Consider the following 14,511-nt stretch of genomic DNA (forward strand, 5'->3'; position numbering starts at 1 on the left):
ATTGACGGGCGAGTCGGACAACAAGCGCTTCAGGAATATTCCGGCGCAAAGGAGTAAGTGAGCGCCAAACTGTGCGAGATCTCACCCTTTCCCTCGAACGACTGCGCGGGATCGTTTCAGGGGCTGGGTGAGCGGGCGGACAGGCCGCGGCCAGACGGGCGGCCAAAGCTATCCAAGGGCGCCGCGGCGCGGCGGCCGGGCGCGGCCGAATCCGGACAGGACCTAGCCCGTTCCGGAGAGCGGAACCCCGGTGGTTTCGGCGGTTTCGGTGGCCGCGGCCAGGTCCGGATAGCAGTCGAAGAGCCGGCGTACCCCCAGCGCCGCGAGCACCCGGTTCACGTGCGAGCCGTCCTCGGCTCCCCGGTCGGGAAGGATCAGCCGGAGGTGTCCGGCGCAGGACCGCATCAGGCGGCGGGCGGCGACGAGCACGCCGACGCCGCTGGAGTCGCAGAACAGCACCTCGGACAGGTCGATCACCAGGTCCCTGCGGCCCTGCGCCACCGCGTCGTGGACATGCTGGCGCACGGACGGGGACGTGGCGATGTCGAGCTCGCCGATGACCCGCAGCACGGCCCACTCCCCCCGTTGCTCCGCCTCCACCTTCAGCGCCACGTCCGCAGCCTCTCGTTCGCCGGCTCGCCTCCTCGCGCGCCGCTCTCCTGTGCGAAGTGCCCACTTTGCGGCGGCCCACGCCTGGTGTTCCGCCACGCGGTCACCGGCCCGGCGCCGCGAGATGACCGGAACAAGCCCGTACCTGCACGTGCGGGGCGCGGATCGCCGTTCGGGGGCGCGCCCCCGCAGTCCCTCGCACTACATTTGACGTACGTGGGGGACCGGAGGTTGCAACGGGCAAAGGAGGGTGGGGGCCGGATGGGGCACGAGACGCCGCCACACTGGGACCGCAGCATGCGGGACCGCCTCCGGCGCGGCGAGGCCGCGGCCCTGGCCGAACTCTACGACCGGTTCGTGTCCCTGGCGTACGCGATCGCGCACCGGGCGCTCGACGACGAGGAGGACGTCGGCCGGGTGACCCGCGAGGTCTTCACCCACCTCTGGGAGTCGCCCGACGACTTCGACCCGGACCAGGGACCGATGCGCTCCTGGATCGCCGCCGAGGCCCACCGCCGCGCGCTGGACGAGCTCCGCAGGGCCCTTCCCGGGCCTGACCTGGCGGACACGACTCGTCTCGCCGGGGCGGACGGCGCCCCGGGTGCCCCGCCGCCGGGCCCGAGCGGCCGATCGACCACGGCCGCCGACCGGCGGCGCTCGGTGGCCGCCCACCACCCGGAGGCGACCCCGCCGGCGGCCACCATCCCGACGCCCGACCCGCGACGACACGGCGGTCCACAGGCTGGGGAGACCGACCGCCCCGCGACCGCCGCGGTGCCCGGGCCAGGACCGGCGGACGGGGTGCCGGCGTCACCGGCCACCTCCACCGCCGTGGGCGCGGCCGCGGGCCACGCGGGGGACGACGCCGGCAAGGCGTCCGCGCTGCACGCGGCGTCCACCGCGGCGCGGGCCGACTACATCGTGACCGCGATGCCGGAGCCGCTGCGCGACGCCTTGGAGATCACCCGCTTCGAGTACCAGGACTACCGGCGGACGGCCAGGGAGCTCGGCATCACCGAGTCGGAGGCGTGCCGGCGCCTGCGCCTGGGGTTGCAGTTGCTGGCCACGGCCGCCGAGTACCCGATGGGCACGACCCGGGAGAGCTCATGACGGGACCGCACGGGTGGGAGCCGGGCGAACGCGACCCCGGCGGGACCGCGGCCGGGCCACCCCGGGTGCCCCAGCAGCGGACGGAGCTGCCTCCCAGGGCCGCCGAACGCCTGGAGGAAGACGGCGTTGCCCCGGACGAGGGAGACGTTCCCGGCCATCCGGGCCCCGCCGGCGAGCCCGTCGAGGAGGACCAGCACCAGGAGCTGATGTCGCTGCTCGGCGCCTGGGCGCTCGCGGCCTGTTCGGCCGAGGAGTCGGAGCGCCTGGAGTCGCACCTCAACGACTGCGCGCGGTGCGCCGAGGAGGCCGTGCGGCTGCGCGACGCCGCCACCCTGCTGGAGCCGCAGCGCAGCCTTGACGTGGACCCGGGGCTCCGCCCCCGGGTGCTGGACGCCTGCCTCGCGCGCCGTCCCGCCCGGCTGCCCGTGCCCTCGTGGGCCGCGCCCTACGACGCCGAGACCGCGCGCCTGGACGCGCTGCTCAACGACATCACCGCCGACGAGTGGCGCACGCCGCTCGCCCTGCGCTGGTACGCGGGCGGCGCGTGGGAGCGGCGCGCCACGACGGTGGCCGGGGTGCTCGACCATCTGCTCGCGGTGGACGGCCTGTTGGCCCGGAGCGTCGGGCTGCCCGACCCGCTCGGCGAGTCGGCCGTGCCGGGCGGCCCGCTGGCGCGCACCCTGGCCTGCTGGACGAACGGGCCGCCCGCGCCGGACGGGGCGGTGGCCGCGGCGGCGGGCAGCGGCCGGCGGCCGGGCGCGAAGGAGTGCCCGGCCCGGGCCTGGCGGCCGTGGCGGGAGCAGTCCCGCGCGCTCGTGCGGGCCGCGGCCACCACCGGCGGCCGCACCGGGGAGTACACCGTGTCGCGCGCCGACTACGGCGACCCGGGTCTCTTCGTCTGCGAGGAGCCGGACGTCGAGCTGGCGCTCTCCGACGCGTACCTGGACCGGGCGTTCGCCTGCTGGGTGCACGCCGGGGACATCGCGGACGCGGTGAGCTACCCGTACGAACCACCGTTCGGGCCGCACCTGCGGCTGCTGGTCGACCTGACCGCGCGGCGGCTGCCCGGCAGCATCGCGGGACGCCGGCGGGCCGGGTTGGCGAGCCTGGCCCGGCGACTCACCCCGGCCGGCAAGCCGGGCCGGACGCTGCACCTGGAGGTCGAGGGCGCGGGCGGCGGCGACTGGTACATACCGCTCGACTCGCCCGACGCCGCCATCTCACGCGCCGCCGCCAGGGACGCGGTGGCGCACGTCGCGCTCGACGACGTGGTCTTCTGCCAGCTCGCGGCGGGCCGGGTGACGCCGGAGGAGGCCGCCGCCGGATCCGGCGTGGCCGGCGACCGGGACGCGGTGCACGACGTGCTCTTCGCCGCGGCCGACCTCTCCCGCCTCTGAGGACCCGCGCGCCCTACGCGAAGACCACCGTGCGGTGACCGTTGATCAGCACCCGCCGCTCGCTGTGCCACTTCACCGCGCGGGCCAGCGCCTGGCACTCCACGTCCCGGCCGACCGCGACCAGCTGCTGCGGGGACAGCTCGTGGCCGACCCGCTCCACCTCCTGCTCGATGATCGGGCCCTCGTCCAGTTCGGCCGTCACGTAGTGCGCCGTCGCGCCGATCAGCTTCACCCCGCGGGCGTGCGCCTGGTGGTACGGCCGGGCGCCCTTGAAGCTGGGGAGGAAGGAGTGGTGGATGTTGATGATGCGACCCGGCAGCTGCTTGCACAGCTCGTCGGAGATCACCTGCATGTAGCGGGCGAGCACCACGAGCTCCACCCGCTCGTCCTCGACGATGCGCAGCAGGCGCGCCTCCGCCTCCGGCTTGGTGTCGGCGGTGACCGGAATGTGGTGGAACGGGATGCCGTAGGAGCCGGCGAGCTCGGCGAAGTCGGTGTGGTTGGACACCACGGCGGCGACGTCCACGGGCAGCGCCCCGATCCGGGTGCGGAACAGCAGGTCGTTCAGGCAGTGGCCGAACCTGCTGACCATCAGCAGCACCCGGGTCCGGTCCTCGGCGGAGTGCAGCTGCCAGTCCATCTGGAAGGAGTCGCCGACGGCGGCGAAGCTGGCCCGCAGCTTCTCCGGGGTGAGCGCGGGCTCGACCGCCGAGAAGTGCACCCGCATGAAGAAGAGCCCGGTGTCGCGGTCGCCGAACTGCTGGCTGTCCTCGATGTTGCAGCCGGTCATGAAGAGGTAGCTCGACACGGCGTGCACGATGCCCGGCTTGTCCGGACAGGAGAGCGTCAGGATGTACTGCGTCGGCGCCGGGACCGCGGCCGGGCTGGGGGTGGCGTCGGGGGACGAGGGGCTCATGGTGTCCAAGCCTGGCACATCCCCGCCGGGCGCGGCGCTCAGACCGAGTGCAGCGCGGCCGCCAGCTCGTCGAGCGATCCCGGGGGCGTGTCCGGGTCCTCGCCGTCGTTCGTCGCGAGCCTGACGTGGGCCTCGCGCGCCGCCCGCACCGCCTCCGGCCAGCCGTGGTGCTGGAGATAGGCGATGACCGGGGCGTCGGGGCCGACCTGGTGCATGATCCGCAGCACCCGCAGCACCGCGACGTCCACCAGGGACGCCTCCTGGGCGTCCCGGAAGATCGTGCCCAGGTACTTGTCCGCCGACCAGTTGTCGAGCCAGGTGTCCTCGACCAGGCGGTAGACGGCGTCGGTGACGTCGCCGTAGCCGGGCAGCTCGGGCACCCAGCACTCCTGGTGGAACACCGGGTCGGAGAGCATGTGCAGCGCCGAGCGCACGTTCGCGCGCCAGCGCCACCACGGCATGTCGTTAAGCGGCATGCCGACCATGGTGCGGGAACGGCGGGCGTTAGGGAATGGCTTGTTCATCGGGCCTCGTCCACCATCGGGTCCACCGTCCGGTCCGTCCTCCGGTTCACAGCTGGGTCGCGACGCGCTCCGGGAGGTCGTACTCCCGGGCGATCGGGTTCCACAGCTCGGCCGCCTGCTCCTTGGCCTGGGTCGCGGTGCCGCTGGCCAGGTCGCCCTGCGAGGCGTTGCCGGTGTGGATCGCCTGACCGCCCCGGCAGACGTTGTTGTCGGCGCGGGCCTCGTCCGCCCAGGCGGCGTAGTACTCGTCGGCCTCGGCGGACGCCTCCCACGCCTCGGTCAGCGAGCTGGACAGCTCGGTGCCGTCCGGCAGCCGGTCCAGTTCGAGACCGTCCAGCCGGTCGACGAGGTTGGTGCGTTGGTCGGCGGCGTCGCGCAGGTCACGGGCCGCCCGGGGCAGGCGCTTGCACGACTTGATGTCGTCCACCGCCCTGATCACCGCGTCGCGGCTGTTGTTGCTGTCCGCGAGCAGCGCGGAGAGGTCCTCGGCCTGCTGGCGGGCCTCCGCCTCGTCCCCGGCGCCGCCGGCGCCGGCGTCCCCGCCCTCGCCGCCGGAGCCGCCGCTGCCGCCGTCGGCGTTCTCCTCCTGCCGCTCGGTGTCCGCGGTCTCGCCGCCGGCCGAGGGATCCTCGTCGCCGCCGCTCAGCGCGGCCCCGGCGGCCAGGCCGACCACGGCACAGGCGACGACCACGATGGTGACCAACGCGGCGGGAGAACGACGCCGGCCCTCCTCCCGGCGAACGGCACGGCCGGGCCCCGGCCCCTGCGGGCCGGCGTGCGGCGCGGGGTGCGGGATGTTCTGGGGGGTGGACTGGGCGGCGGACCTGAAGAGGCTGTCGAAGTCGCTGGACACGCCGCCGCCGGGGACGCTGGGCAGCGCCTGGGTGGACTCGACGCCGGTCTCCGGGCGGACCGGCGGGCGGGGCTGCGGTCCCGCCTGCGGCTGCGGTCGGCGCTGCCCCTGCCGGCGGGCCGCGGCGCGGCCGGGTGGCACGGCCCGGATCTGGGTGGTCGACTCGGGATCGCCGGCCGCGCCGGAGGGCGTCCCCCGGCCGGCGGCATGGGGGTACTCCCCCGGGCCTTGGCGGCCCGGGAGGTGCCCCCACCCGGGCCCCTCGGGCCTGGGGGAGTCATCCACGACCGGCGGGATCAGCTCGGTGGCGCCCTCGGGGTTGACGGGCGCGGAGTTCGGGCGCGCCGGCGTCGCCTGCTGGGGCAACGCGCGTATCTGCGCCGTGGCCTCCACGTCGCCGGGGGGCGCGTCCACCACCGGGGGGATGAGCTCGGTCTCGGCGGCGTCGGGTGACCCGGGCGCGGGCGCCGACGGTGGCGGCGCTGCCTGGGGCGGCCCCTGCGGCGGCTGGTGATGTGGCTGGTGGTCCGCCTGCTGGTGCGGCAGCATCTGCGGCAGCCCGCCGGGGGGCGACGCCGCGGGTAGCGGCTGCGTGGCGTCCGGAGGGCCGGCGGCGTGGGCGCCGTGCGCGCCGGGAGCACCGCCCGGGCCGCCGGGTGCCTGCGGGGCGTCCGGGCCCGGGACGCCGGGGGACGCGGCGTACGGCTCGGGCGGGGCGGCGGGCATGGGTGGGGTGGGCATGGGTGGGGTGGGCATGGGTGGGGTGGGCACGGCGGCACCACCCAGGCCCTCGGGGCCCGGGGGAGGGAGTTCCGCCGGCTGGGGAGTCGACGCCGGAGGCAGGGAGGGCGCGGCCTCCCGCTGCTCCGGGCCCCAGGGCTGCCCCCACGGCTGGCCCGCCGAGGGGGCCCCGGCGGCGGCCTGATCCGTCTTGGGCTGCGCACGCGGGTCCCACGGCTCGCCGTTCGAGGGCAGCACAATGCCCTCGCGAGGCTCGTCGTCCCGTCCGCTCTGGCTCGTCACCCGAGCCACGTTAGCGGCTCCGCTGAAGAGTCGTCGAACAGCTCAGCTGCTGCCGCGCACACCGCAGTTGATCATCCGGAGGGCGGACCGGGGCGCCGGCCGGGGCCCCGCGACTACAGCCGGGCGGTGAAGTCCCGGACGGCGGCCTCCTCTTGGTGGGGTTGTAGCCGGGTCCTGAAGTCGCTGAGGTAGTCGGTTCCGCGCCCCGAACGGAGGCCGGCGAGCACGGTGTGCGCCTCCTCCGCGGAGTGCAGCGCGTGTTCCAGGTCACCCTCCTGCAACTGCCCGGTGGCGAGCAGCAGCAGCCCGATCGCCCGTCGTCTGGCCCGGGTCGGCGGGTGTCCGGCCAGCGCCTCGGCGGCCCGCTGCTGCACCGCCTCGCCCTGGCCCAGGTCGCGGTGGCAGTGCGCCAGCTCGTCGGCCAGATAGGCCGCGTCGAAATGGGCGATCCAGGCCGGATCGTCGCCGCTCTCCTCGCCCGTCCGGTCCATCGCGGCCAGCGCCGCGGACGAGCAGCGGCGGCAGCTCTCCCGGTCGCCGAGCTGGGCGTGGCCGCGGGCCTCGGCCGCGAGGAAGAGCGCCTCGGCACGCGGCGTGATCCGGCCCTTGGCGCCCTCCTGGGCCGCCCTGGCCAGCTGGATCACCTCACGGGGGTTGCCCAGTTCGGCGGCGAGGTGGCTCATGCCGGCGGCCAGTACGTAGCCGCCGAAGCCGCGGTCGCCGGCCGCCTGGGCCAGGCGCAGCGCCTGGATGTAGTAGCGCTGGGCGAGGCCCGGCAGGCCGCCGTCCACCGCCATGTAACCGGCCAGCTCGGTGAGCCGGGCGGCGGCGCCGAAGAGCTCCCGGCCGACGGTCTCCCGGTAGCTGCCGCCCAGCAGGCCGCCGACCACGCTGTTCAGGTAGTGCACCACGATCGGGCGGACGTGGCCCGAGCCCCAGCGCCGGTCCAGGTCGACCAGCGCGGCCGTGGTGGCCAGCACCGCCTCCACGTCGGGGCTGCCGACGCGGGGGCCCGAGCTCCGGGCGACCTCGATGTCGGCCGGGGTGATCAGCCAGTCCCGGCTCGGCTCCACGAGGGCGGCGGGCGCGACGTGCGCGGCGCTCGACCCGTACAGACTGCCGCTGCCGGGGCCGTCGTTCTCCCGGCGGGCCACGTCGGAGCGCCACAGCTCGGTGGCCTGCTCCAGGCAGTCGGTGAGGTCGACGGCGAAGTGCAGGCCGACCGAGGAGCCGAGCTGCCGGGAGTTGCCCATGCCGATCTCGTCGACCGTGACGGGCCGCCCCAGCTTGCGGCCCAGGGCCTCGGCGATGACGTCGGGCGCCCGCCCCCGCGGCTGCTGGCCCCGGATCCAGCGGGCCACGGAGGTCTTGTCGTAGCGGAAGTCGAGACCGCGTTCCGCCGCGCACATGTTGACGCGGCGTGCCAGCCCGGCGTTCGAGCATCCCGCCTCCCGGATCAGGGAGAGCAGTCGCTCGTTGGGCTGACGGGCGATCAGTGGTCTGGCGGTCATCAGCGGCTCCCACTAACGGTCACTTACCGGGCTCATGACTGCCCGCTCCGTTACGGGTCCATCCACCACGCCCCCAGTCGTGCACCGATGCGCCCCAAATGCGGGCCGGGGGCTCAACGAGGCGGCCCAACGGCCGTAACTCCCGGGTGTCTTCCGAGTTGTGTTCGATGTGGAAGAGACCTTCGGAGTCACCTCAGCCGTCAACGTCCCCTGGCAGATCCCCTCGTCCCCCGCGCGTCCGCCGGCGGCTCCCCCCGCGGCGGCAGGGCCCGGAGGAGGTTCCGGAGAGAGCCCGTCGCCAACGCCCGCGCGGGGCGCCGCGAGCGCGTCCGAGGCGCGCCGGGCGCGCCCGGACGCGCAGGTAGCGGACCAGGTGCCGGCCCAGTCGCCGCCCCGCGGACGACGGATGCGGCCCGGGCTGCAGCCGCGGCAGCCGTCCACGACGCGGTCGTACGCGGCACCCGCGCTGGAGCACGCGGTGCGGTACGTGGAGGAGCGGCACTGGGACGTGGTACCGGGGAGTTGGCTGGAGTTCGGACCGTCCGGTGCCCGGTGCTCGTGCGGGGACCGTGTCTGTCCGGCGCCAGGGGCGCATCCCGTGCGCCCCGACTGGGCGGCGCAGGCCACGGGCAGCGCGAGCGCCGCCCGGCGGCTGTGGACCGCGGAGCCGCGGGCCTCGGTGCTGCTGCCGACCGGGCGCTGCTTCGACGTACTGGAGGTGCCGGAGTCCGCGGGTTGTCTGGCGCTGGCCCGGATGGAGCGGCTGGGCACGGAGCTCGGCCCGGTGAGCGCCACCCCGTACGGCCGGATGATGTTCTTCGTGTTGCCGGGCGGCGTGGCGAAGGTGCCCGCGCTCACCCGGCGGCTCGGCTGGGTGCCGGACACGCTCGACCTGATGACGTGCGGCGACGGCGGGTACGTGCCGGCGCCGCCGACCTGGACCGGTCCGCGCGGCTCGGTGCGGTGGGTGCGGGAGCCGACCTCCGCCAACCGCTGGCTGCCCGACGTCGAGGCCCTGCTGCCGGCGCTGGCCTACGCCTGCGGTCAGGAGAAGCGCTGACCGCCCGCGAGGGACCGGTCCCGGCTGAATGACGCGGACACGCCCTAGGGTGAAGGGCATGACGGTAGACGGGGAGCGTGGCGGGGCCGGCGCGGAGGTTGCCACCGGCTCGGGGTCGGACGCGGCGGGCGAGGGGCCCGTCGCCGTCCGGGTGCGCGGGCTGTGGAAGCGGTTCGGGGAGCAGCCGGCGGTCGCCGGCATCGATCTGGACCTGCCGGCGGGACGGTTCATCGGCCTGGTGGGGCCGAACGGCGCCGGCAAGACGACGACCCTGTCCATGATCACCGGACTGCTCCGGCCCGACGAGGGCCGGGTCGAGGTGGTCGGGCGGGACGTCTGGCGGGACCCGGCCGACGTGAAGGCCCGGATCGGCGTGCTCCCCGAGGGTCTGCGCCTCTTCGAGCGGCTCTCCGGCCGGGAGCTGCTGACGTACCTGGGCCGGCTGCGCGGCCTGCCGGTGGCCGAGGTGGAGCGGCGGGCCAACCAGCTGCTCGACGTGCTCGACCTGTCCGGGGCCCAGCACAAGCTGGTCGTGGACTACTCGACGGGCATGCGGAAGAAGATCGGGCTGGCGGCGGCGCTCCTGCACAATCCCGAGGTGCTCTTCCTCGACGAGCCGTTCGAGGGCGTCGATCCCGTCTCCGCCCAGACCATCAGGGGGGTGCTGGAGCGCTACACCGCCTCGGGCGCCACCGTGGTCTTCTCCAGCCACGTGATGGAGCTGGTCGAGTCGCTGTGCGACTGGGTCGCGGTGATCGCGGCCGGCCGGATCCGGGCGCACGGCACGCTGGCCGAGGTGCGGGGCGACGCGGAGTCGTTGCAGAGCGCGTTCCTGGCGCTGGTGGGCGCGCAGGGCAATCCGGCGGGGCAGAGCCTCGACTGGCTCGGCGGCGGTGCCCGGTGAGCGCTCCCGCCGCCGGGCGGGCTCCAGCCGCCGGCGGATCGCTGGCCGAGGGGCCGCGGCCCACCCCCGGCGCGCCGACCCCGGTCTCCCGCCGGACCGCGACCGCGGTCTTCGTGCAGCTCAAGCTGTCGCTGATGCGGAACGGGCTGCGCCAGTCCACGGGCCGCTCGGCCGCGTTCGTGGGCTCGGTGGTGGTGGCGCTGCTGTTCGGCGGGTTCGGGCTGCTGGGCCTGGTGCTGCTGCGCGGCCACGAGAACGCGACGGACGTCGGCGTGGTGCTGATCGCCGTCATCGCCCTGGCCTGGGCGTTCGTGCCGCTGTTCGTCGGCGGGCTGGACGAGACGCTGGATCCGGGCCGGCTGGTGATGCTGCCGCTGCGCCCCGAGCGGCTGGTCGTGGCCCAGCTGGTGGCCTCGTTGGTGGGCACCGGGCCGCTGTTCACGCTGCTGCTGCTGGTCGGCGCCGTGCTGGCCGTCGCGGAGGGCGTCGCCGGGGCGGTGGCCGGGGTGCTCGCCGTGCTGCTGGTGCTGCTGGTGTGCCCGACGCTGACCCGCGCCGTGGCCACCGCCAACACCCGCCTGCTGACCAGCCGCAAGGGCCGCGATCTGGCGATCTTCAGCGGCGTCGTGATCGCCTTCGGCATCCAGGGCGTCAGCATGGCCGCGTCCCGGCTCTCCGGCGAGCAGGGTATGGGCCCGGTGGAGGCGACCGCGGACGTGCTGCGCTGGGTGCCGCCGGCCTCGGCCGTGGACGCCGTGCGGGCCGCCGGCGAGGGGTCCCACGCGGTCGCGGCGGCGGGTCTGGCCGGCACGGCGGCGCTGTTCTGGCTGCTGCTGTGGTGGTGGCAGCGCGCGCTCACCCACCTGATGACCTCCCCCGACGCGTCCACCCTCCAGGAGCCCCCGGACGAGCGCCGGGAACGGGCGGGCGGCTCGGGCGGGCTCGCCTCGCTGCTGCCCACCGACCGCACCGGCACGGTGATGCTGCGCACCCTGCGCTACGGCTGGCGCGACCCGAAGACCAAGCTCGGCTGGGTCATGGCGCTCGGCATGGGCCTGCTGCTGCCCGTCGTCTACGCGGTGCAGGGCAACAGCAACATCTACAACGCCTGCTGGGCGGCCGGGCTGCTCGGCCTGCTGATGTACAACCAGTTCGGGCAGGACTACAGCGCCTTCTGGCAGGTGGCGCAGACGATCACCTCGGCCCGCGACGCCTTCGTCGAACTGCGGGCCAGGGCGCTGGCCATCGGGCTGGTCGCGGCGCCGTACACCGTCATGGTGGTGCTGCTCTCGGCGGCGCTGTTCGGCGAATGGGCGGCGCTGCCGGACGCGATGGGCCTGGCCCTGGCGGTGTTGGGCGCGCTGTTCGGCATCGGCGCGGTGACCTCGGCGCGGTTCCCGTACTCCGTCCCGCAGGACAACCCGATGAAGAACGTCGCCCCGGGGCAGGGCTCGGTCGCCTGGTTCAGCATCGTGCTCGGCACGTTGGCGGGCGCGGTGGTGGTCTCCCCGGTGATCGCCCTGACCATCTGGCTGAACGTGGCGGACAGCGCCCTCACGTGGCTGGTGCTGCCGGTGGGCGTCGGCTACGGGACGCTGGTCGCCTATCTCGGACTGCGCGTGGGCGCCGCCATGACGGCCCAGCGTCTGCCGGAGATCCTCGTGGCGGTCAGCAGGTCGTGACCCGGGCGAGGAAGGCGCCGACCGGCTCCCGCCAGGCGTCCGGGCGCTCCAGATGGGCGAGGTGGCCGGCTTCGGGCACGTCGGCGTACTCGCCCCTGGGCAGCACCCGCACCATCTCCTGCGCCTCGGCGCGGCCGAGCTCGCCGTCGATGCCGCGGATCACCAGCGCCGGACAGCGCACCTGGGCCAGCTCGTCCCAGTGCGCGTCGTGCACCCAGCCCTCGCGGGCGGCCAGCATCTGCTCCCAGCGGAACGCCGGCCGCCAGCCGTCCGGCGCCTCGGCCATGACCTCCGCGAAGAACTCCCCGCGCGCCGGGCGCGGACGGTCCAGCGTCGGGTCCTCCTCGCCGAACCAGCGCCGGACGTCGGCCAGCGTGGCGAACGGCAGCGGCCAGGAGGCGAACCACTGCTCCCATTCGCGCTGGGAGCTGACGCCGAGGGCCGAGGGGCGCATGTCGCAGAGCACCACCGCGCGCACCAGGTCGGGCCGTCGGGCCGCGAGCTGCCAGGCGGTGAGGGCGCCCATCGCGTGTCCGATCAGCGCGGCCGGCGCCAGGCCGAGCTGCTCCACGGCGGCCGCGGCGTCGGCGACGTAGGCGTCCCGGTCGAACGAGTCCGGCTTCGCGCTCTGCCCGTGCCCGCGCTGGTCCAGCGCGACCGCGCGGTACCGTCCGGACAGCCAGCGCGCGGTGTCGGCCCAGTGCGCGGCGCGGCCCAGCAGGCCGTGCAGCAGCAGGATCCCCCGGGCCGGGCCGGGCGCCGGGTCGGGAACCGGTGGCGGGGTCTTGGGCGGCTCGGCGAACTCCCAGGCGGCGAGACGCACTCCGCCGTGCCCGGTGACGCTGACCCTTCGCACCATCCGCACCGACCCCCTGCTCCCGCTGTGCCCGCTGCTCCAGTGGTCCCGACGTGTGCCGTCGCCGTGCCGCTCGTGCTGGCCTGCTCGCCACCGGGCGAACCGTCCCCGGGTCCGGCAGGATCAAGGATATCGAAACTAAGTTCGAAAAAGGCCGTTCATCAGCGCTAATCCCCTCGTTCGAGTGATGCCGGGCGGGCATCGGGAGCGGTCGGGGAGGGGAGACAGCAACGGGGAGGGGCACCGGATCCCGGGAGCTCGGGGCCGGGGTCAGTGGAGAGGGGTGACAGGTGGGCCGGCCGCGACGCGCGGCCGGCCCGCCCACGTCCGAGGCCCACCGGGCGGCTCACCCCTTGGCCACGAAAACGTGCATCGCGACCGCCGGCTCCAGCTCGGCCGCCTCGCCGCCGCTGCCCACCTGCACTCCGCCGCCGGCCCCGGAGGTGACGCTCACCGAGGCACCCGGCTGCACGCCGGCCCGCCGCAGCGTCTGCATCACCTGCGCGTCGGCCTGGATCGGCTCCCCGATCCGGCGGACGATGACGGTCTTGCCGCCGTCCGCGTCCAGCTCGGACAGCGCGACCATGCCCTCCTCGAGGAAGGGATCGGCCTGCACCGTCTCCCCCAACTCGGCCAGGGCCGGGATGGGGTTGCCGTACGGGGACTCGGTGGGATGGTTCAGCAGCTCCAGCATCCGCCGCTCCACCGCGTCGCTCATCACGTGCTCCCAGCGGCACGCCTCCGCGTGCACGTGCTCCCACTCCAGGCCGATCACGTCCACCAGCAGACACTCGGCGAGGCGGTGCTTGCGCATCACCCGCTCGGCCAGCCGGCGGCCCTGCTCCGTCAACTCCAGGTGGCGATCCCCGGCGATGATCAGCACCCCGTCCCGCTCCATGCGGGCGACCGTCTGGCTGACGGTCGGCCCGCTCTGCTCCAGGCGCTCGGCGATCCGCGCGCGCATCGGGACCACCCCTTCTTCCTCCAGCTCCAGGATGGTGCGGAGGTACATCTCGGTGGTGTCGATGAGTCCGGACATGAAAGCCCCTAGATTCCTCGTGCGGTGGCCCTCGTCCAATTGTGACGTATGCCAGTGACAACCGTTCCCGTTCTGCGATACCAACGGGCGCGGATTCGCACCGCGGATCGTCGGACCGGGAAAGGGGACTTCCACTCATGAGCGACGCCACCCTCGGCACCCAGTATCTGGACGCCGCCATCGGACTGCTCACGCGGATCCGGGACCAGGAGGCGGACGGACTGGCCCGGGCCGCCGCGCTGGTCGCCGACACCGTGGCGGCGGGCGGCAAGCTGTTCGCCTACGGCGCGGGCCACTCCGCCCTCCCGGCCCAGGACCTCGTCTACCGCGCCGGCGGGCTCGCCCTGGTGAACCTGCTTTCGGTGCCGGGCACCACCGGCGTGGACGTCACGCCCGCCACCCTCGGCAGCGCGCTGGAGCGGGTCGGCGGTCTGGCCCAGGCGACGCTGGACAGCAGCCCGGCGCGGGCCGGTGACCTGCTGATCATCGTCTCGCTGTCCGGGCGGAACGCGCTGCCCATCGAGATGGCGTCGCACGCCCGCTCGCTCGGCCTCACCGTGATCGGGGTGACGTCCCTGGCCTACGTGGCGGGCGAGGGCGGCGCGACCGCCTCCCGGCACTCCTCGGGCACCTACCTGAAGGACCACTGTGACCTGGTGCTGAACAGCGGCATCCAGGTCGGTGACGCGGAGCTCACGCACGACCGGATCGCCGCGCCGTTCGCGCCCGCCTCCACCGTGGTGGCCGCGGCCCTGCTCCAGGCCGTGATCGCACAGGCGGCCGGGGAGTTGGCGGAGCGGGGCATCGATCCGCCGCTGCTGCGCTCGGCGAACCTGGACGGCGGCGAGGCGTGGAACGAGCGGGTGTACGCGGAGCACGCCGACCGCATCCTGTGGCGCTACCGCTCCTAGGACGCCAGACGCCGTGACCCCGGACGCCGGATCCCGGGGAGAAAAAAAGAGCTTGTCTCGACGCGGACCCTCCGCCTAGCGTGTGGGGTACACGAGAAGGGAGGTGGTTCGGCAGA

General features: G+C 74.8%; 12 protein-coding genes and 2 pseudogenes. 7 read left to right on the forward strand and 7 right to left on the reverse strand.

Annotated features, from left to right (window positions below; genetic code table 11):
• Nucleotides 1-222: 222 nt before the first annotated feature.
• Nucleotides 223-612 carry an STAS domain-containing protein gene (locus ABGB06_RS08120; protein WP_347586803.1) on the reverse strand — a complete coding sequence of 130 codons (390 nt, stop codon included), beginning with the start codon at nt 610-612 and terminating at the stop codon, nt 223-225.
• 294 nt (nt 613-906) lie between these two features.
• Here ABGB06_RS08120 and ABGB06_RS08125 point away from each other — a divergent pair.
• The 3 genes and pseudogenes from ABGB06_RS08125 to ABGB06_RS08135 all read left to right on the forward strand — a co-directional run.
• Nucleotides 907-1,140: pseudogene (locus ABGB06_RS08125) on the forward strand (sigma factor); the annotation flags it as partial.
• Between the two features lie 360 nt (nt 1,141-1,500).
• Nucleotides 1,501-1,719 (forward strand): annotated as a pseudogene (locus ABGB06_RS08130) (RNA polymerase); the annotation flags it as partial.
• Nucleotides 1,716-3,116: an MDMPI N domain containing protein gene (locus tag ABGB06_RS08135; RefSeq protein ID WP_347586805.1), complete on the forward strand. Its 1,401-nt coding sequence runs from the start codon at nt 1,716-1,718 to the stop codon at nt 3,114-3,116. The pseudogene ABGB06_RS08130 and the gene ABGB06_RS08135, both read left to right, overlap by 4 nt.
• Nucleotides 3,117-3,129: 13 nt before the next feature.
• Here the strand turns inward: ABGB06_RS08135 and purU are convergent, their stop codons facing one another.
• The 4 genes from purU to ABGB06_RS08155 form a co-directional block, all read right to left on the reverse strand.
• On the reverse strand, nt 3,130-4,032 hold the full coding sequence (purU, locus tag ABGB06_RS08140) for a formyltetrahydrofolate deformylase (RefSeq protein ID WP_347586807.1): 903 nt from the start codon (nt 4,030-4,032) through the stop codon (nt 3,130-3,132).
• A 38-nt stretch (nt 4,033-4,070) separates the two neighbouring features.
• Nucleotides 4,071-4,517 (reverse strand): hypothetical protein, encoded by a 447-nt coding sequence (locus tag ABGB06_RS08145; protein ID WP_347587509.1) that lies wholly within the window; start codon nt 4,515-4,517, stop codon nt 4,071-4,073.
• An 85-nt stretch (nt 4,518-4,602) separates the two neighbouring features.
• Nucleotides 4,603-6,432, reverse strand: a complete 1,830-nt coding sequence (locus ABGB06_RS08150) for a hypothetical protein (RefSeq protein ID WP_347586808.1) — start codon at nt 6,430-6,432, stop codon at nt 4,603-4,605.
• A 113-nt stretch (nt 6,433-6,545) separates the two neighbouring features.
• Nucleotides 6,546-7,943, reverse strand: a complete 1,398-nt coding sequence (locus tag ABGB06_RS08155; protein WP_347586810.1) for a transcriptional regulator — start codon at nt 7,941-7,943, stop codon at nt 6,546-6,548.
• 406 nt (nt 7,944-8,349) lie between these two features.
• Here ABGB06_RS08155 and ABGB06_RS08160 point away from each other — a divergent pair, with 406 nt between their 5' ends.
• The 3 genes from ABGB06_RS08160 (at nt 8,350) to ABGB06_RS08170 (ending at nt 11,589) form a co-directional block, all read left to right on the forward strand.
• Entirely contained in the window at nt 8,350-9,003 is a 654-nt protein-coding gene (locus ABGB06_RS08160; RefSeq protein ID WP_347586812.1) for a bifunctional DNA primase/polymerase, read from the forward strand.
• Nucleotides 9,004-9,061: 58 nt separating this feature from the next.
• On the forward strand, nt 9,062-9,907 hold the full coding sequence (locus tag ABGB06_RS08165) for an ABC transporter ATP-binding protein (RefSeq protein WP_347586814.1): 846 nt from the start codon (nt 9,062-9,064) through the stop codon (nt 9,905-9,907).
• 134 nt (nt 9,908-10,041) lie between these two features.
• Nucleotides 10,042-11,589 (forward strand): transporter, encoded by a 1,548-nt coding sequence (locus ABGB06_RS08170; RefSeq protein WP_347587511.1) that lies wholly within the window; start codon nt 10,042-10,044, stop codon nt 11,587-11,589.
• On the opposite strand, the gene ABGB06_RS08175 is transcribed toward ABGB06_RS08170, so the two are convergent.
• Together ABGB06_RS08175 and ABGB06_RS08180 are read right to left on the reverse strand one after the other, a co-directional pair.
• Nucleotides 11,576-12,448: an alpha/beta hydrolase gene (locus ABGB06_RS08175; protein ID WP_347586816.1), complete on the reverse strand. Its 873-nt coding sequence runs from the start codon at nt 12,446-12,448 to the stop codon at nt 11,576-11,578. The genes ABGB06_RS08170 and ABGB06_RS08175 overlap by 14 nt on opposite strands.
• Nucleotides 12,449-12,791: 343 nt before the next feature.
• On the reverse strand, nt 12,792-13,484 hold the full coding sequence (locus tag ABGB06_RS08180) for a metal-dependent transcriptional regulator (RefSeq protein ID WP_347586818.1): 693 nt from the start codon (nt 13,482-13,484) through the stop codon (nt 12,792-12,794).
• A gap of 137 nt (nt 13,485-13,621) precedes the next feature.
• On the opposite strand from ABGB06_RS08180, the gene ABGB06_RS08185 reads away from it, so the two are divergent.
• The gene (locus ABGB06_RS08185; protein WP_347586820.1) at nt 13,622-14,395 is read left to right on the forward strand and encodes an SIS domain-containing protein; all 774 of its coding nucleotides are present in this window, start codon (nt 13,622-13,624) and stop codon (nt 14,393-14,395) included.
• Nucleotides 14,396-14,511: the final 116 nt, after the last annotated feature.

Source organism: Streptomyces sp. B6B3 (assembly GCF_039871525.1).
In the GTDB taxonomy this organism is placed as follows: Bacteria; Actinomycetota; Actinomycetes; order Streptomycetales; family Streptomycetaceae; genus Streptomyces.